This is a genomic window from Nostoc sp. PCC 9305, from assembly GCF_963920915.1.
In the GTDB taxonomy this organism is placed as follows: domain Bacteria; phylum Cyanobacteriota; class Cyanobacteriia; order Cyanobacteriales; family Nostocaceae; genus Nostoc.
Map to the genome: position 1 here is coordinate 1 of NZ_CAWUDN010000096.1, position 17,653 is coordinate 17,653.

General features: G+C 41.0%; 21 protein-coding genes and 1 pseudogene. 13 read left to right on the forward strand and 9 right to left on the reverse strand.

Features of this window, described 5'->3' with window-relative positions:
- The first annotated feature begins 131 nt into the window (after positions 1-131).
- The 5 genes from ACM0OX_RS27500 (at position 132) to ACM0OX_RS27520 (ending at position 3,771) form a co-directional block, all read left to right on the forward strand.
- Positions 132-785, forward strand: a complete 654-nt coding sequence (locus ACM0OX_RS27500) for a MotA/TolQ/ExbB proton channel family protein (protein WP_414518147.1) — start codon at positions 132-134, stop codon at positions 783-785.
- A 147-nt stretch (positions 786-932) separates the two neighbouring features.
- Entirely contained in the window at positions 933-1,139 is a 207-nt protein-coding gene (locus ACM0OX_RS27505; protein WP_094351122.1) for a glycogen debranching protein, read from the forward strand.
- 382 nt (positions 1,140-1,521) lie between these two features.
- Positions 1,522-2,079, forward strand: a complete 558-nt coding sequence (locus tag ACM0OX_RS27510) for a methylmalonic aciduria and homocystinuria type D protein (RefSeq protein WP_190240939.1) — start codon at positions 1,522-1,524, stop codon at positions 2,077-2,079.
- A gap of 165 nt (positions 2,080-2,244) precedes the next feature.
- Positions 2,245-2,385 carry a hypothetical protein gene (locus tag ACM0OX_RS27515; RefSeq protein WP_414518148.1) on the forward strand — a complete coding sequence of 47 codons (141 nt, stop codon included), beginning with the start codon at positions 2,245-2,247 and terminating at the stop codon, positions 2,383-2,385.
- Positions 2,386-2,652: 267 nt separating this feature from the next.
- A complete protein-coding gene (locus tag ACM0OX_RS27520; protein WP_414518149.1) occupies positions 2,653-3,771 on the forward strand; it encodes a glycosyltransferase family 4 protein in 1,119 nt (372 codons plus the stop codon).
- 70 nt (positions 3,772-3,841) lie between these two features.
- On the opposite strand, the gene ACM0OX_RS27525 is transcribed toward ACM0OX_RS27520, so the two are convergent.
- Both ACM0OX_RS27525 and ACM0OX_RS27530 read right to left on the reverse strand, forming a co-directional pair.
- Positions 3,842-4,114 (reverse strand): DUF3143 domain-containing protein, encoded by a 273-nt coding sequence (locus ACM0OX_RS27525; RefSeq protein WP_094351119.1) that lies wholly within the window; start codon positions 4,112-4,114, stop codon positions 3,842-3,844.
- Positions 4,115-4,145: 31 nt separating this feature from the next.
- Positions 4,146-4,670 carry a J domain-containing protein gene (locus ACM0OX_RS27530; RefSeq protein WP_414518179.1) on the reverse strand — a complete coding sequence of 175 codons (525 nt, stop codon included), beginning with the start codon at positions 4,668-4,670 and terminating at the stop codon, positions 4,146-4,148.
- Between the two features lie 167 nt (positions 4,671-4,837).
- On the opposite strand from ACM0OX_RS27530, the gene ACM0OX_RS27535 reads away from it, so the two are divergent.
- Positions 4,838-5,041 (forward strand): type II toxin-antitoxin system prevent-host-death family antitoxin, encoded by a 204-nt coding sequence (locus ACM0OX_RS27535; protein ID WP_414518181.1) that lies wholly within the window; start codon positions 4,838-4,840, stop codon positions 5,039-5,041.
- A gap of 117 nt (positions 5,042-5,158) precedes the next feature.
- On the opposite strand, the gene ACM0OX_RS27540 is transcribed toward ACM0OX_RS27535, so the two are convergent.
- From ACM0OX_RS27540 to ACM0OX_RS27555, 4 genes are all read right to left on the reverse strand, one after another.
- Entirely contained in the window at positions 5,159-7,429 is a 2,271-nt protein-coding gene (locus ACM0OX_RS27540) for a transglycosylase domain-containing protein (RefSeq protein WP_414518150.1), read from the reverse strand.
- Positions 7,430-7,828: 399 nt separating this feature from the next.
- Positions 7,829-8,557, reverse strand: a complete 729-nt coding sequence (locus ACM0OX_RS27545; RefSeq protein WP_414518151.1) for a hypothetical protein — start codon at positions 8,555-8,557, stop codon at positions 7,829-7,831.
- Between the two features lie 219 nt (positions 8,558-8,776).
- Complete coding sequence (gene lspA / locus ACM0OX_RS27550; RefSeq protein WP_414518153.1) at positions 8,777-9,253, reverse strand: signal peptidase II; 477 nt, start codon at positions 9,251-9,253, stop codon at positions 8,777-8,779.
- 94 nt (positions 9,254-9,347) lie between these two features.
- A complete protein-coding gene (locus ACM0OX_RS27555) occupies positions 9,348-9,935 on the reverse strand; it encodes a biotin transporter BioY (protein ID WP_414518155.1) in 588 nt (195 codons plus the stop codon).
- A 590-nt stretch (positions 9,936-10,525) separates the two neighbouring features.
- Here ACM0OX_RS27555 and pstS point away from each other — a divergent pair.
- From pstS to ACM0OX_RS27580, 5 genes are all read left to right on the forward strand, one after another.
- Positions 10,526-11,707 carry a phosphate ABC transporter substrate-binding protein PstS gene (gene pstS, locus ACM0OX_RS27560; RefSeq protein WP_414518157.1) on the forward strand — a complete coding sequence of 394 codons (1,182 nt, stop codon included), beginning with the start codon at positions 10,526-10,528 and terminating at the stop codon, positions 11,705-11,707.
- Positions 11,708-11,852: 145 nt separating this feature from the next.
- Positions 11,853-12,803: a phosphate ABC transporter permease subunit PstC gene (gene pstC, locus ACM0OX_RS27565; protein ID WP_414518159.1), complete on the forward strand. Its 951-nt coding sequence runs from the start codon at positions 11,853-11,855 to the stop codon at positions 12,801-12,803.
- Between the two features lie 19 nt (positions 12,804-12,822).
- A complete protein-coding gene (gene pstA / locus ACM0OX_RS27570) occupies positions 12,823-13,704 on the forward strand; it encodes a phosphate ABC transporter permease PstA (RefSeq protein ID WP_414518160.1) in 882 nt (293 codons plus the stop codon).
- Positions 13,705-13,761: 57 nt separating this feature from the next.
- Positions 13,762-14,568, forward strand: coding sequence for a phosphate ABC transporter ATP-binding protein PstB (gene pstB / locus ACM0OX_RS27575; RefSeq protein WP_334698161.1), 807 nt, complete (start codon positions 13,762-13,764; stop codon positions 14,566-14,568).
- Between the two features lie 122 nt (positions 14,569-14,690).
- Positions 14,691-14,972 carry a hypothetical protein gene (locus ACM0OX_RS27580; RefSeq protein ID WP_414518162.1) on the forward strand — a complete coding sequence of 94 codons (282 nt, stop codon included), beginning with the start codon at positions 14,691-14,693 and terminating at the stop codon, positions 14,970-14,972.
- A gap of 38 nt (positions 14,973-15,010) precedes the next feature.
- Here the strand turns inward: ACM0OX_RS27580 and ACM0OX_RS27585 are convergent, their stop codons facing one another.
- Positions 15,011-15,280, reverse strand: a complete 270-nt coding sequence (locus ACM0OX_RS27585) for a Uma2 family endonuclease (protein ID WP_414518163.1) — start codon at positions 15,278-15,280, stop codon at positions 15,011-15,013.
- On the opposite strand from ACM0OX_RS27585, the gene ACM0OX_RS27590 reads away from it, so the two are divergent.
- A complete protein-coding gene (locus ACM0OX_RS27590; RefSeq protein ID WP_414518164.1) occupies positions 15,259-15,495 on the forward strand; it encodes a hypothetical protein in 237 nt (78 codons plus the stop codon). The genes ACM0OX_RS27585 and ACM0OX_RS27590 overlap by 22 nt on opposite strands.
- Positions 15,496-15,820: 325 nt before the next feature.
- Here ACM0OX_RS27590 and ACM0OX_RS27595 read toward each other — a convergent pair.
- Positions 15,821-16,027: pseudogene (locus ACM0OX_RS27595) on the reverse strand (DUF29 domain-containing protein); the annotation flags it as partial.
- A 151-nt stretch (positions 16,028-16,178) separates the two neighbouring features.
- Complete coding sequence (locus ACM0OX_RS27600) at positions 16,179-16,775, reverse strand: glyoxalase-like domain protein (protein WP_099101734.1); 597 nt, start codon at positions 16,773-16,775, stop codon at positions 16,179-16,181.
- 196 nt (positions 16,776-16,971) lie between these two features.
- Between ACM0OX_RS27600 and ACM0OX_RS27605 the strand changes: the two genes are divergently transcribed.
- The gene (locus ACM0OX_RS27605; RefSeq protein WP_414518165.1) at positions 16,972-17,610 is read left to right on the forward strand and encodes a sigma-70 family RNA polymerase sigma factor; all 639 of its coding nucleotides are present in this window, start codon (positions 16,972-16,974) and stop codon (positions 17,608-17,610) included.
- Positions 17,611-17,653: the final 43 nt, after the last annotated feature.

Here is a 17,653-nt window from a genome sequence, read left to right on the forward strand (position 1 = left end):
TTCTCCGTATTTATTTATCTTTACATAGTTTGGTTTTTCCACGCCGTTCTACTTAACTACAACGCAGCGTTAAAATACTCCATCTCAACGATCTGCTAATCTAGCGTTGTTGAAGAGTGAAAAAATAATAAATGGAAATTAGTAATCTGTTTACAGCAGGTGGCGTGGTCATGTGGCCTCTGCTGGCATTCTCTTTGTTAGGGGTAGCGCTGATTATCGAACGTATCATCTTTTGGGTAAAGATAAATAATCGGCAAAACAAGGTAGTGCGAGAGGTGCTACACCTTTATCGTCTTGATAATGTAGTTAGTGCTTTAGATAAATTGCAGAAAAATACTGATTTACCCCTAGCTAGAATTTTTTTAGCAGCTTTAGAATTAGAGGAGCCGACACCAGAGGAATTTCGTTTGGCATTAGAAAGTGAAGCACAAGCCGAAATCCCTTTATTCAAACGCTCCCAAAATATTTTTGAGACAATTATTGGTCTTGCACCCCTATTAGGACTTCTCGGCACTGTATTAGGATTAATTAACTCCTTTGCCTCTCTGAATATCGGAGATGTGGGAGGTAGTAAAACAACAGGTGTGACAGCTGGAATTAGTGAAGCTTTAGTATCTACAGCATCAGGGTTGGTAGTGGCAATCTTTACACTATTATTTGCCAATACCTTCCGGGGACTCTACCAGCGGCAGATTGCCTGGATTCAAGAATATGGCGGACAGTTAGAATTACTCTACCGCCGTCGCTACGAAAGAGGAGATAAATCATATCTGCCGAATAAATGAAGCGGAACTGGGTAATTGTAAATTAGTAATCGGTAATTGGAATTAGTTCACTATTTGTTACCGAATTTTGCTCTAACACTTTTGACTCTAATAGTATTCTAAAATGACGAATAGCTTTGTTCGCTACAGTTATTGAGGAAATATTCCATGACTATTTGGGTAAATGAGCAAATCGATCCGTCTGGGATGATTCATGCCTGTATTGCCACTCGTAATGAATCTCAAGCTAAAGATTGTCATGATTCTTTTGAGAATAATTTGACCAAGACGCAAAAGGCCGCAGGTTGGGTAGCGCGATTACGGACAGTCGATTCTTGGGATGAAGTGCCGGTGAATTCTTTAAAACTCAATTAATTGGGTGCTATAGAAATTAGCCTACATAGCTGAAATATCTTCTGGCAGACATAATTACTTTTGTTATTTTCTGCTTACTCCAACCTGCGTTGCTTTTTTGGGATTTTGATCGAATATATTTCATCTGCGTAGGCGTAGCTCACCATAGGCATCGTTTGTCTACTATACGTTGTATCTATGCTAATTCCCAGAGCGATCGCAGCGACTTCCATGAAAATAGGTTAATAAAGGATAAAATTCGGATTAAATTTCTCAAATTATTATTAACTGCTTCCCAAAAAAGTAACATATTATAGAAAAATGATGATTTTTCTTAACTTTTAAGAGGTATCATCTATACCGTAGATTAAATTAAAAAATTTGTATAAGCCGAATCAATTTAGTGAACTATCCCAAAGTTTACACTTCGGAGCAAGCCTGTCCCATTAATTTAGTTGGCGAAACAGGACAAGCGGTTCAAATTTCAATTCATGCTCCCAGTCAATATATCTGTGCCAACTGCGAACGGATATTACCAGATTGGAAACGGCAGCCATTTTTACGAGTAGTGATTGTATTACAACAATCGCGTTATCAATTAGTCGAAAAGACAGCAGAAGTAGAGTCAGAGAAAGAACGCTTACGAGAAAAGTTTATGAGATTTGGCTGTGATTTAGCATTTAATCTGCGCGATCGCGGCTATTTAACTGACCTGATTGACCCTCGTACAGGCTATCCTTTACTCTCCCATCCCGGAGCAATTCCCCACGATGACACAGCAGTTGTCAAAGCTTTGCTCAACTATCCAGTAATTAAAAATCAATGCCGTGTGTTAGTTCATCCCGATTGGGGTGCAGCAGTTTATCCTAGTATTTTGATATCAGAAGCTCCCCCAATTGTGATCGAATGGGTTACAAAAGGCATAGCATCCATGCATGGGTGGAAAGAAATTAATTATTAGTCATTGGTCATTGGTCATTGGTTATTGGGTATGTAAAGATGTATATCAGCACTTGTGTCTCCAAAGAAATTTTTCCAAGAAGCTAGGATAGTCGAAGTGATAGTGCGGCTTGTTACTTCTCTCTCATGAGTAGATGCTACGAAGTCAAACCGGGAATAATGGTTTTTGGTTCCTGTTTGGGTGACATCTCAGACCGATCGGCAGGTATTTCAAATTGATGATAATCTTACCCACTACTGTCAGACTAAACTTTTAGCCCGTAGCAAAGGGAATGGTAATTTAGCCGCATCTGCGGGAATTATATAACTATAACTATCGGCAAAATCCTGTTCCCAACTTTCTGCATATAAGTAGATGGGTGGGGTAATTTATAACTATGTATGTAGCGATCGCAAAGCGTGTCTCATTGGGACTCACCGAAGTGCAGCAATCGCAGGGATTTGAAGCTTTTTATATCTCGTTGGATAGTTAGATTTATTTGTGCTTACCTAGCTTAGACACCAAGTTGATTCTGAGCAAAGTGAAATACTTGTTTCATAGTTATGCTCAATCCCAATTCCCATAACATGATGTATGAAAATATTAATTCAACACCGTCATTATGACAATGAAATTAGTGGAGTTTTAACTTACATTTATTCTATTATTCCTGAGTTGGAAGCTAGATTAATTGAAGTTAAAACTATTTCTACTAGACAAGATAATATCGCTAAATGGTTTAGTTATATTGTTTGGGCAGATATAGTACACATGAATTCAAATGACTTATTGTTTACTTTATTATGTAAAGCCTTGCAAAAAAAGATAATTATTAAATATCATTATTCCCTTTATCAATCTACTCATACTAGTTATGAGCAGATGAAGTTGACGCAACGTTTAAAAGCTGAATTTAAACACACATTGCCGAAAGCTAATTATCCATTGAAGTGGAAATTACACACTTTTATCAAATGGGCACGCCTAAGCACCCGGCTTTCTACTGCTTTCTTAGCCGATTATCATACGGCTTGTAGTAACTTTTTAGGAGAATCTTCTGCTTTTCCTTGGGCAGTTGATACTTTATATAATCCAATTGAAATCAAGTCGGAAAACCAGCTGAAAACTTTAGAAAATTTATCGCAGCCATATAATTTTATTTTTGTCGGTAGATTAGCTACAGACAAAGGCGTAGATATTTTATTGAAAGCAGCGCGAATTTTACAAGATGAAAATAAAGAATTTAAAATTACTATTATTGGTGATGGCGAACAATCTCAGGAATTAAAACAGCTAACGTCTGATTTAGGAATTGCCAACAAAGTTAATTTTTTAGGTAAAGTTCCTCAAAAAGAAGTACTTCTAAAAGTTCAAGATGCTTTGGCTTTAATTGCTCCATCTCGTTGGCAAGATCCAGCACCTTACGTAGTGCAAGAAGCCTCTAGCGTTCAAACCTGCTCGATTGTCTCAAAAATGGGAGGATTGTCTGAAGTAGGAGGGCCGCACAGCCTATTTTTTGAAAATGAAGATGCAGAAGAATTAGCCAAATGTATGCGATATTGCTTAGATAATCCAAATGAAGCAATTAACCGTGGTTTTCAGTCCAGCCAATATGTTGCGGAAAAGTTTTCGGCTGCGCGTGCTGTTGATAGACTACTAGAAATTTGTAGCCAACTTACTCCTAAAGCATTGGTAACAAAATCTGATACATGATTCCCGTTACAGGGTTGCTGCCCTGTAACAGGATCATTAAAAGCTCTACCAATAGTACATAAGCAGTTCCTTATGGCCCAGAAAACACAGCTTGTTCTACATCATCCCGACTAAGAGAATACTTGAATGAGCGTTGGATATCTTGTCCATTTTCTCCAGATTGAACATATCGCACTACAATTTGCTCAACATCGAGCCATAATTCAGCTTGCCAATTAGGTCGCTGTACACGCCAGCAATGCCTTTGTGTTTCATCTTGTTGACAGCCTTGGTCTTTTAGCCACTGCTCAATTTGTGGCAGGGGATGATTATATAGAGGAGTATCAGAGGGAAGAAGAGCCATAGGAATTTTAGATTTTGGATTAGGGAATTGTTTAATTTTTAATTATCGGATGGGTAATTAGTTGCGACATATAGGTAATCTGCTGTTGTACAGATGTAGTTGGTTGCAACAAATGGGAATGGATCGCAGCCTCGCCACGAGTTAAGCCAATGGCAATTGCTAATAACAAACAACCTACAAATGTTAACACCAGCATAAATAAAGCAAAGATTTCGCCAGATGATAAGGGGCGATCGCTCGCATCGAGGTAAGCTGATTTTGACCAGTCATGAGAACGCGAGGCGGGATGATTCAAATCAGGGGGTGGTTGAATCACTCCAAAGCGGGAATAGCCAATTTTCAAATCGTAGCTTAATCGGCGTTCTGGATGGCTAAGGGTGGCGTAAGCTTCGTTGATTTGCTGAAATTTGGGAGTGGCGATCGCAGTCGGCAAGTCTGTAGTATCAGGATGATAAAGCTTGCTTAGTTGCCGATAAGCGCGACGAATGTCAATTACCGATGCCCAGGGATGCAGTCCTAGCAGGGAGTAATAAGTTGGTTCGCTGCTTTGTGGCATTGCCCCGTTTTGATTCACATCTGTTTGAGTCACTTTGCTCAAAGATATTTTTTATATTTTAAATCCTTTATGAATTGAAGAAGACACAGCAGGTCTAGCATCCGATCAAATATCTTAATAAAGCATTTAATCTAGATGCCATACAGATCAAAATTAATCTCTAAAATATTCAAACTTTTACCGACTTTAAGCGTAATGCCAAAGATTACGTAGAACGGATCGAGGCAACAAAGTCCCCGCTTGTACTAACGGTGAATGGGAAAGCTGAAGTTGTAGTGCATGAAGCGCAAGCGTTTCAACAGATGATAGATGAACTCCAGCGCCTTGAGAAAGAACTGCAAAAACTCAAGTTAGAAGCATTACGCAGTTAGATTGACATTAGTATTAAGCAACTCGATAGTGGACATTCTAAGTCCTCAAAATCAGGTCTTCTCATAAGAGTCCATCGATCGCTTATGAATCAATAGTTCCCAATGCCCAATCATCGTTTACCTTGTAATTCTCCGCATATAATTTCCCCACAACTGAGCTGCTTGAGCACTGCTGCCAGATGTCGGGGAATTATTATCGTTTCCCAGCCAAACGCCAGTTACAAGTCGTTGACTGGGGATAAAACCAATAAACCACAAGTCAACGTTTTTATCAGTCGTGCCAGTTTTACCAGCTTCCCCTAGTCCAATGGCAGCACTACGACCAGTGCCTCTTGCGATTACACCGCGCATCAAACTAGTCATTTCATCGGCGACACCATTTGTCAACACTCGTTTGTTGGCACCTGGATCTTGGTCGAAGGAGTAGATTACACGACAGGTTTTGATATCCTTGCGATCGCTGCAATCACCACTGTCTAAAATTCGGCTAATAGCATGGGGAGGATTCAACACACCGCGATTGCCAATAGCGCCAAAAGCACCAGTCATTTCCAAAACATTGACTACGCTTTGACCCAGTACCAAGCCGGGAACTGGATCGAGGTTTGATTTTATCCCCAAACGCTGCGCCATGGCCACAACTTTATCCAGCCCAACTTGTTTGGCAACTCGCAAGGCGATGGGATTTTCTGAAAGCGCCAGTCCGGTGGCAATATCTAAACTCGTGTCAGCACCAGCACGACAGGGTTTATAAGTAAAGCCTTGCCAAGTTAAAGGGGCGCAGGAATAACTGTTGGATGGCGAAATTCCCTGTTGAATGGCGGCAGTGTAAGCAAAGATTTTGAAGGTGGAACCTGGTTGTCTTTTGGCTTGAACAGCACGATTGAACTGACTTTTTTTGTAATCAGTCCCGCCTACCATTGCGAGGATACTGCCTGTACTAGAGTCAAGAGTGACTACTGCTCCTTGAGAAAAATTAAAATTTCTACCAGAGTTGTTCACTGCATTATTCAACGCTGCTTCTGCTTGTCTCTGTATAGCTGGATCGAGCTTGGTTTCAATGATATAGTTTCCCTCTCTTGCAGCTCCCTCCCCTAAAATTGATTCGAGTTCAGAGAAGACATAACTGTAAAAATAAGGTGCGATCGTTTTAGCTTGCTGTTCGCAGACTTTAGGACTAATTTGGACAGTGGAGCGTCTAGCTCGGTTCGCATCCTCTGCTTTAATTTTGCCCATCTCCAGCAACCGCTTAATCACACGATTTCGGTATTCGGCCGCTTCTAGCTTATTTGGCCCATCCCCACAAAAATCGAAAGCGTTGGGGGCTGGTAAAATTCCTACCAATGTTGCTGCTTCTGCCAAAGTTAATTCTTTAGCCGACTTCTCAAAGTAATATCGGGCTGCATCCTCAAAGCCAGAGGTATCCCCTCCCAAAAAAACCCGATTTAAGTACATCAGCAAAATATCATCTTTGCTGTAAAAGGTTTCAAGCTTTAGGGCGACAACTGCCTCCCGCAATTTGCGGCCAAGGGTATCCTGTCTACCTACATACTCGCGGAACAAACTGCGGGCAACTTGCTGGGTAACAGTGCTGGCTCCTTGTTGCACATCTCCGCTGCGGCTATTAATCAACACAGCTCGTAAAATCCCTAGAGGATCAACCCCAAAGTGCCAGTAATAACGACTATCCTCTGAAGCCACTACCGCAGCAGGCAAATAAGGGCCAAATTCCTCTAATCGCTTCATGTCTACATGAGAGATTGTCCGAGGCTCTCTCAGGGGGGTGGCTCCATCACGGGCGTAAACAACTACTGGGGCGCGTGTCGCTGTCGGTAGAGGTTTGACAGAAAATTTCAGCCATTCGACGCCAATCACTAATGTTAATAGGGCACTGACACCACCAACTCCATAAGCTGTCCAACTTGCAGCTTTGACATACCATGCTGGTGGATCGACATATTGCAACCGCACAGAAGCGGCGAGTTCTGGGGGCCCCAGAGTCAGAATATCGCCGTGACGCAGTTCTAGAGAACTAACACGACGTTTGCCACGATAAATGCCATTGGTAGAGTTTTCGTCTTTGATCGTGAAAACTGGTGTGCGTTGAGTAGAATTCCGCGATAGTGACAGGTGAATTTGGCTGACAACAGGGTTACGGATAACGATATCGCTGGATTTGGAACTACGACCGAGAATATAGCGATCGCCCAACAGTGGATATACCTCTGCTTTATCCGCCCCCGCATCCTGCACCCAAAGTTCTGGTACTTTGGCATTAGGCTTGAGCGCCAATTTTGAAAAATCGACCCTAGCTTGAATCGTATGTACTGCTTGAGTCAGTTGACCTAGTAACGTTTGTGGCTTGTGAGGGGGTTGGGGAGAACTCATCGGCTATTCACATCACAGTTTTTAATGAAGAATCGGGCGAATTACAATCAATTTTAGATGTTAATCTTTCATCATTTTACTCATAAGCCAAAGCATAAATTAGCTATACGGAACTTTATTGATTTAATTTATACTTAATTTTATATTATGGGTAGAATTTATTTGTGATTTTTGTCACTCCTTTATATAAGAAAAATTTCTTCTATATTCTCAAAGGCTTATAATTAGATAGTGTTATTCATTCAATAACTACAAGTATAATTTTCCCTTTTGTCTTTTTAAACACTAGTTAGTAACAAACAACTGATTTAATTGTTACCAATTTTACATATCCACATATTCTGAAACAAACCTAAATATCTTCATTTAGGAGGATTTTCTAAATCTTAGTTATCTGCTTTAATAGGGCGAGTGTTCTGTTGAGGTTAATTTCAGAATGATGGGAAAATCTCTGACCCTGATTGGTACAGCTTTATCTTTGGCACTTACCACTAATATTGCTGTAGCCCAATCCAGTAAATCCCCCATAGCCCAATCTAGTAGCGACTCCACTAGTGCACCAGCGGAAATTAAAATGTCGCCAGAAGGGATGAAAATTCTGTGCGAGCATTTTCCGCTCAACTCGCGCTGTTCCGGCGGCACAGCAGCCACCCCTAGCGCTCCTGGTAGCACTACAGTACCAGCAGAAACAACACCAGCAGAAACAACAACGCCTGATAGCACCACCACTCCTGATAGCACAACTGCACCAGGAACCACTCCTCCTGAATCTGGCACTCCCGAAACTACTCCAGCACCAGGAAGCATAACCCCACCGGCACCTGGCGCACCTAGTAACTTAACTCCAGCACCAGGAAGCGTTACTCCAACCACACCTGAAGGCGCACCTAGCAACTTAACTCCAGCACCAGGAAGCTCAACCACTCCTGAAGGCGCACCTAGTAACTTAACTCCAGCACCAGGAAGCGTTACTCCAACCACACCTGAAGGCGCACCTAGTACTCCTGGCAGCACTACTGAACCAGGTAGCTCAACTACACCTGAAAAACCTGGCACTCCTGGCAGTACTACTGAACCAGGTAGCTCTCCTAGTACTCCTGGCTCTAGTTCACCAAAAACTCCTACCACAGGTAACTAAATTTAAAGCTGGGGCATAATCTAAATAATGGTTTGCCATCAGCGATCGTCGGTGCATCTTTCTTGAACTCTTGCACCAGTTATGCAAACTGGTGTTAAGTGACAAATAAAAATTGATAAAACCTTATACGTAAAGTCTTCGCATATAAGACTAAGCAAGGGTTTCACTAAGTCAATAGCCTGGGATTAATCAATCCCAGGCTTAATAGTTTAATGGGATCTGCCAGTTGAAGTCGGTGTTTTTTGCAAGGAAGCGATTAACAGGCAAACAATACCGATACTAATAAATGAATCTGCCACATTAAATACAGCAAAGTTAATCAGGCGAAAATCAAGAAAATCAACGACGTAGCCTAAAACAAAACGATCGATACCGTTGCCCATCGCTCCACCTAAAATCAAGCCATAGCCTAACTGATCCCACAAATTTAATGTTGGGCCAATTAACGCCAACGCTATCAATACTAGACTCACTCCTAAAGACAGCCAGCGCAACCACTCTACTTTCCCGCTCAACAGACTAAAAGCCGCACCAGTGTTAGTGACATACGTGAAGTGAAATATCCCAGGTAAGAGTGGTAGTGTCTGCCCCAAGCTAAAGCTTTGTACTATCCAGTACTTTGTTATTTGATCCAAGAAAAAAGCAATGAAGGCAGCGATCCAGAAAAGACGATTTTTTAAATGCATGGCGAATTAGTCATTGGTCGTTGGTCGTCGGTCATTAGTCATTGGTCATTGGTCATGAGCTTTTGACAAATGACAAAGGACGAAAGGCAATGAACTAATAAAACATTAAGTGACGCAATATATATGCTATTACAGTAACTGCACAGACCACAGTTAGTTGACCTGGTAGTGCAAACCAAGAATATCTAAGGATTGCTTGCATCAAGGGTAGATTTTCTGTGCCTTTCCACTGAAAAAAATAGCTAATAATCAAATAAGTAATACCGCATAGGTGGAGAGTTAACAAGCCACAGACACAACTAAAGGCAAGAGTTTCTAGTCGAGGTCTCGCTTTAAAGGCAACTAAGCCACAAATCCAAGCTCCAGGAATAAAACCTAGTAGATAGCCAAACTGAGAAAGCTTGACATAACCAATACCGCCGCCATCAGCAAATACTGGTAATAAGGTTAACCCCATGACTAAATAGGCAATTTGCGAGAGCGCACCCGCATTTTTGCCTCCTAAACAACCCACCAACAATACTGCGCCAATTTGAAAAGTGACACCTAAAGAAAAAGTCTGAATTCCGTGCTGACTCCAAGTCCAAGGAAAGGTGATGCCATAAACTTCTAAGAAGGTGCCACCCATTGTCAGGAGTAAGCCAATCATAGACCATAGTAATTGATTGGAAGCAGCAAACATTTATCAGGCAACCAAGGAAAAGCAAAAGGGAAAACCAACAGCAACTAGCATATTCATTAATATTGAAATGAAATTTTCGCTTACATCTTAAGAACTAGCATATTTTCTTTTGCCTTTTTGGTATGTAATTTTTCAGTTCTACGAATTGTAGCTGAGGTGTCTATTATCTGATTTTCTTGGCTGAGGCGTGCTGTGAATTCTGGTATTTAACCTAAAATATGGTGAATTAACATTATTTATATCTAGTATTTATACTGGTTTTGCAGAGCAGTGCCTAAATTTGGCTACAAAATGTTTAATGCTTAATCTTAATTAATATTTATATATTTTTTTATGACTTGACCAACGAAACTACACTACCAATAAATTTTTGTAAATAGGTATAACAAACTTGCTTTAGTAATATTTCTATCTGAGACTTCTTAAAGTAAGGTATAAAATTTATCCATAAAAACTAGAAACAAGGGTTTGCTCTTCATCAAAAAAACAAGTATCTTTTTGCTTTGTTAACCTTTCGTTAATCTCTATTGTTGTTCTTTGGGAGTATCTTAGAAACGCTCACCTGAAAAGTTACTAAAAAATTGATAGCGATGCTCTCACGTCTTAGTGCAACAAAAACTCATCGCCTCACAGGTTCAATTTCAGTGTTAGCACTGACAATCAGCCTAGCAGCTTGTGGCGGACAGCAAACACCAGATGGTACAGCCAGCAAGGATACGCCTTCTGGTACTGCTACCGATACTACTGCCTCTAGCCCAGCTAAATTAGACCTTGGCGGAACCGTAAAGTTAAGCGGAGCTGGTGCGACTTTTCCGGCACCACTTTACGATACGTGGTTCACTGATCTAAACAAAAAATATCCAAATCTGCAAGTTGACTACGCATCAGTTGGTAGCGGTTCTGGAGTTGAGCAATTTATCAAAGGCACTGTAGACTTTGGGGCCAGCGATGTTGCGATGAAGGATGAAGAAATTCAGAAAGTACCAGCAGATAGGGGTGTTATTTTACTACCTGTGACTGCTGGTAGCATCGTACTGGCTTACAACTTGCCTGATGTTCCAGAACTTAAGCTGCCACGAGCCGTTTATGCTGATATTCTACTAGGCAAAATCAAATCTTGGGATGATGCCCAAATTGCCAAGGCTAACCCAGGTGCAAAACTTCCTAAAGAGGCAATAACGGTTGTTTATCGTTCTGATGGTAGCGGAACCACTGGTGTGTTTACAAAACACGTCAGTGCTATCAGCCCGGAGTGGAAAAGCAAGGTTGGCGAAGGAAAAAGTGTCAATTGGCCTGTAGGAGTTGGTGCGAAGGGTAATGAGGGTGTTACAGCCCAAATCCAACAAACTCAAGGTTCTATTGGTTACATTGAATATGGCTACGCCAAACAAAACAATCTCAAGTTTGCTGCTTTAGAAAATAAAGCAGGAAAATTCATTGTTGATACCGATCAGTCAACCGCTAAAACTTTAGAAGCAGTAACCTTGCCAGAAAATCTTCGGGCCTTTATTGCAGATCCCGAAGGGGCTGATTCATATCCGATCGTGAGCTATACCTGGCTCTTAGTTTACAAAAAATATCCTAATGCAGCAAAAGCTAAGGCCATAGAAGCCGCCATAGAATACGCTTTAACTGAAGGTCAGAAGCAGGCTATTCCACTAGGATATGTTCCTCTACCCTCAAGTGTGATCGCAAAGGTAGCTGCTGCTGCTGACCAAATCAGTCCAGAATACAAAATTTCTGTTGCCAGTGGCACTAGCGCTAGCAAGTAAGTAATAAAACATGCCTATCCAGTAGTAACTTTGGACACGGGGTTACTATTGTATAAGTCAGCTTAAATAGATGATGAGGCGACAATTTTACTAATTTGGTTGCCTCCCATATTTTTCTCTGATTTAATTCTGAAAGTCGGTATTCATGACTACAAATTCTCAAAATCTGTCATCAGCGATGAAAAATCGCTCTGACGCCGAAAAATCCCTAGATTTGGGTTTTATTTGGCTGACTAAAATTTTCGCTTTTGCGGTTGCTGGTACTTTATTATGGATTGGGTCACAGGTTGCAATTGGTGCTTGGCCTGCTATTCAACAGTTTGGTGTCAGCTTTTTAGCCAATACCACTTGGAATCCGGTTAATGATACCTATGGGGTGCTACCTCAAATTTATGGAACTCTCGTGAGTTCTTTTATTGGTCTGCTGATAGCAGTCCCAATTGGTGTTGGTACTGCTATTGTATTGAGCGAAGATTTTTTACCTGCAAAAGTGAAACTGGTACTGGTTTTTGCGGTAGAACTACTCGCTGCTATTCCCAGCGTTGTCTATGGCGTGTGGGGTATTTTCGTTTTGGTGCCAATATTAACTAGCTTGGGAAAATGGCTCAATGGTTACTTTGGCTGGCTGCCATTTTTTAGCACTTCTCCCACAGGGCCAGGAATGTTGCCGGCGGGAGTCATATTAGCGATTATGACTTTGCCCATCATCACAGCTTTATCCCGCGATGCCTTGATTTCTGTACCCCCCAGCTTGCGCCAAGCCTCTATAGGACTAGGAGCAACCCGTTGGGAAACGATTTTGCAAGTTCTTATCCCAGCAGCCTTTTCCGGCATAGTTAGTGCTGTGATGTTGGGACTTGGCCGGGCAATGGGAGAAACAATGGCTGTAACGATGTTAATTGGCAACTCCAACAACATCAGTCTCTCTCTTTTTGCACCAGCCAATACGATTTCTTCTCTACTGGCAAATCAATTCTCAGAAGCTAGTGGTTTGCAAGTTTCGGCTTTAATGTATGCGGCTTTAATTCTATTTTTCTTGACACTAGTAGTCAATATTCTGGCAGAGTTGATCGTTCTGAGAGTCAAGCGAATATAGCTTAGTTTTGGGTTAAATTATGACTTCTAATTTTCCAGAGCGCAGTTTAACTCGCTCCGCCATGTCTCAAAGAACACTGTTCAATACAGTGATGACTGTAATCGCTTTTACCTGCGGAGTATTAGCACTTGTTCCTTTGCTAGCAGTACTTTCTTATGTGATTATTAAAGGCTTTAGCAGTCTGAATCTGGCCGTGTTTGTTGAATTGCCACCCAAAGCTCTCCAAAAGGGAGGAGGCTTTGGTAATGCAATTTTAGGCACGCTACTGATGGTAGGAATTGCTGCCTTGATTAGTATCCCCTTTGGAGTTTTAGGGGCGATTTACATCACAGAATTTAGTTCGGCGAAAGTAGCCAGATGGGTGCGTTTTGCGGCTAACGTCCTTAGCGGAGTCCCCTCCATTATTGCTGGGGTATTTGCCTATGGGATTGTAGTTTTGACAATGGTAAAGTTGAACTTAGGATCGTATTCAGCTCTAGCTGGAGGATTTGCACTGGCAATTTTGATGTTGCCAATTATTCTGCGAACTACTGATGAAGCATTGCAGTTAGTATCGCAAGATTTGCGACAAGCTTCTGTAGGGTTGGGAGCGACTAACTTTCAAACTGTAAGTCAAGTAGTCTTACCAGCAGCTTTACCAGCTATTGTAACTGGGGCAACGCTAGCGATCGCCAGAGCATCTGGAGAAACCGCACCATTGCTATTTACTGCTTTATTTTCTAACTTTTGGCCAGATGGCTTATTCCAACCAACAGCTTCTCTGGCTGTCTTGGTTTACAAATATGCTATTTCTCCGTTTAAAAATTGGCAATCTCTAGCTTGGGCAGCATCTTTGATTTTGGTATTGATGGTTTTAATCACAAGTATCATCGCTCGCTGGGCAACTCGCCAAAAAGCTTAGTAAACAACCATCCACAGTGCAAATCCCCATCGCTAAAATCAACACTAAATTTAATTTATGGCTACCAATACTAGGACAGTGAATGACACTGAAACCGTTTTACGGGCTGAAAATCTCAACATTTACTACGGCAAGTTTTTAGCCTTACAGAATATTTGGCTAGATATACCGAAAAATCAGGTGACTGCTTTTATCGGCCCTTCCGGTTGTGGTAAAAGTACGTTGTTGCGATGCTATAACCGCCTCAATGACCTGATTGAGTCATTTCGGGCAGAAGGTAAAATACTTTTTTACGATAAAAACTTGTATGCACCCGATATCGACCCTGTAGAAGTGCGTCGGAGAATTGGGATGGTGTTTCAAAGACCAAACCCATTTCCCAAGTCAATTCATGACAATATTACTTTTGGAGCTAAAATCAACGGCTACAAAGGTGATTTCGATGAATTGGTAGAAAGCAGTCTTAGAAAAGCAGCTTTGTGGGATGAAGTCAAGGATAAACTACATCAAAGTGGCTCGTCTTTATCTGGTGGACAACAACAACGGTTATGTATTGCTCGCGCGATCGCAGTCCAACCTGAAATTATACTGATGGATGAACCTTGCTCCGCTCTTGACCCCATTTCCACCTTGCGTGTTGAAGAACTGATTCACGAACTTAAAGAGCAATATACTATTGTCATTGTCACCCATAACATGCAGCAAGCAGCGCGTGTTTCTGATAAGACAGCCTTTTTTAATGTTCGGACTTCAGAGAAAGGAACCCGTAGCGGCTATATGGTAGAGTATGACGCAACAGAATTAATTTTCAACAATCCTAAGCAAGAAGAAACCAGAGATTACGTCAGTGGCAAGTTTGGATAAATATTTATTTCACATTGTTGATATTAAAGCAATGAGGGACACTCGGAAATTAAAGATGTTCGATATCCCTCTATGTTTTTTTATTTGAAGGGCTTTTTTCTTCCTAAACGAACCTCATCTCCATGCAGTCCGAAGTCTATTACTTGGTGCGCTCAAAAACTGATGGTAATTATCTCATAGCTCGTCCTGATGCCGAAACGTCGGGTTATTTATTGCTGTTTCAGGAAAATTTTGACGCTCTCAGCTATCTCAATACCCATGCAGCAGAAGTGGCAAATCGCTTTACTGTAGAATCTATTGCGCGTACACAGTTAGGAAATTTGCTCAAACGCTGGGGTTTTAGCGGTGTGGGTATTGTAACTGACCCATTATTGCCCAAAGTTGAATTTTTACAGCACAATTAACTAATTCGTAATTCGTAATTCGTAATTCGTAATTTTTATTAATTAAATAGTTGTGCGTAGGCGTAGCCCGTCGTAGACATCGCACAAGTAAAATCAGGCAATATGGGTGAACTCAATTTATCACCATTGAATAACGTAGCAACTAATTTTAAACTTGCTTGTTCGCGTCGATATACTTGCACCTGTTGCTTACGCCAATCTACAATCCAATATTCTCTGATACCTCGTGATGAGTAGAGCTTAAATTTTAGTTCTCTTTGAAAGTGACGATTTGGTAGCTGTGAAAGTGAGAGCGCGTTTAGGTTCAAGAACAATTCAAGAAGTTGCTGTAGAGTTGGAAAAATGTTTAAGTTTATCTGAAGAAGATAGGATTTTTGCTGTTAAAAATGTTTTGGCTGCTAATGTCGCGTGTGGAGAAAGTAATCATGGAAGTAGTGATGAAGTTGATGAAATTGAGTTGTTGGATTTAGCTGAAGAATTGCTGAATAAGTTAGCAAATATTCGTAATTTATATTATTTATAATTAACTTATTTATAGATATGAAACAAGACACATCTAACGAATCTAACAAATTAGCTAAATACTAAATTAATGATGAAAAAAGAATTAGTACATTTTTTGCACGAAATAGTTCTAAAAATGTCAGAGAGTGATTCTGATACTAAGGTAATTTATCCTTTATAGCAAGATAATTTAGATAAACTCAGTTTGAATTTTGCTGAATTATTGCGTGATTGGACTAAAAATTACTTTGCTGGAGAAAGCTCATACAAGGCGGCTCAAGCAGTAGCAGGTGTTATTGGTAATTTTGGTGTATTAATTGCACAATTTCCACATGGAAACATATTTCAAGTTGAAATTGCCATTTTAGTAGATGTCCTAGCAATACTCCCAGCCGATTTCGCAATTCTTGCCGTTCTCTTCTGCCCAAAGTTTCAATTTCTTCAATCAGGTTAACTGTATCTAATTGTTCCCACTGTTGAGTTTTGAGCAAGCTAACCTGCTTTTGCGTCCAATCATAGAAATCTGTTTTACATAGGTGAGATGTGTACATTTTTCCACTTTATTTACACCTATTTACTTACCTACCCCTGCGGTAACGCTTGCAGCAAAATCCAAAATCTAAAAATAAATATTGGGTTTAGCGATGCCTACGGTAGCAAGCTACGCCAAACCCAACCTCAAATAATTCTAAAACCTCAGAACTAATTCGCTACTTCAGCCACCTCAATAACGCGCCCTTCATAGTCCTTGACCAAAAAGTTCAGAGGTTTGTGATTACGAATCTTTAATTTCAAACCGCGCGTTTCGACTCGCATTAAAATCATTTCCAGGCAGTCATGGTCAAAACAAACGTGGCGTTGCTGATTTTTGCTACCTAAACTCGCACCAGTAATGACGTGTAACTGGGTGTTTTTCTTCAATTGATACCACAGCCCATCGTTAGCATTATTCATCATTTTGCTAGACAAGCTCGGCCCAGTAGACATATATAACGGATCTATGCCAGTTGCGCCTATAGTTTGTTCGTAGTTGTAGTAGTAGTGCAATGGCACCTCAGCTGCTGGCAAATCTAGCAGCCCTTCATACAACTGTCGGGCAATCTCCAAATCTGACACCATTACAGTGTGTACTTTTGGGGCACTGGTGAGAAACATCCACATGGCACCAGCGTAAGCTGCTAGCAGCATCACCATAATGCCTTGGGTGGAGAACAGGCTATCTAAGGGCAGGGAAGGCAGAAAGGAGCCTAAAGTAAGGGGACTGAGCAGGAACGATACCACACTAACTGCTATAACCATGAACAAATAAGGATTCTTTAAGAGAGTTGATTTTATGATTGTCGATTAAGACTAAAATTAAGTCCTTGTTTCTAGTTTATCAATACTCAACTAGTCTGAGTCTCATCTACAAACTGAGCAACACCAAGATATTATGCGATTAACTAGGGGAGTGCAATTCCCAAAACTATTTTAACAACTATCAACTCCAAGACTTGTGCAAATTCCTCATTTTCCCGAAGCTAATCACCCACTGGTGAAGTCGCTGTTCCATCACAGTGACCATGAACTACTGACTCTATTTCAGCGCTATCCAGATGCTGGAAAGTACTTTACGGTGATTTTTTGCCGCTATAGCCCCATAGTTTACACCTTAATTCGGCATTCGGCGCGATCGCCTGTGCAAGCAGATTATCTGTTTGCCCTTACTTGGCGACATATCTATTACGAACTCGGTGGACTCAAGTTAACTGACTCTGAATCAGGTGAGGAAGCTTTGACCATGCAGAATTGGTTAATTAATATGACAGCTTTCTGTATAAATGAGATTAAACTACCACCCACAGAAGCAATTCATTATTCTCTGCAAGCGACTTCACCGCCGCTATGGTGCTATGTACAACAGGCGTTAGACCAACTACCGCCAGTTTTACGATTAATTGTATTAATGGCTCAAACTTTCCACTGGAGTGAAACTAGAATCGCTGCTTATCTACAAGCTGAAGGAGAAGCGATCGCTCCTCATGAAGTAGCCAATTTTCTCCAGGAAGGCTATCGTATGCTAGAGGACAAATTGCCCACAGATATCCGCGCCATATACTTTGGGGAAGATTTAGATCAATCAAAACTTAAGTAGAAATGCGTATATTAATTGTCTTCAATTTTAAAACTTAAAACTT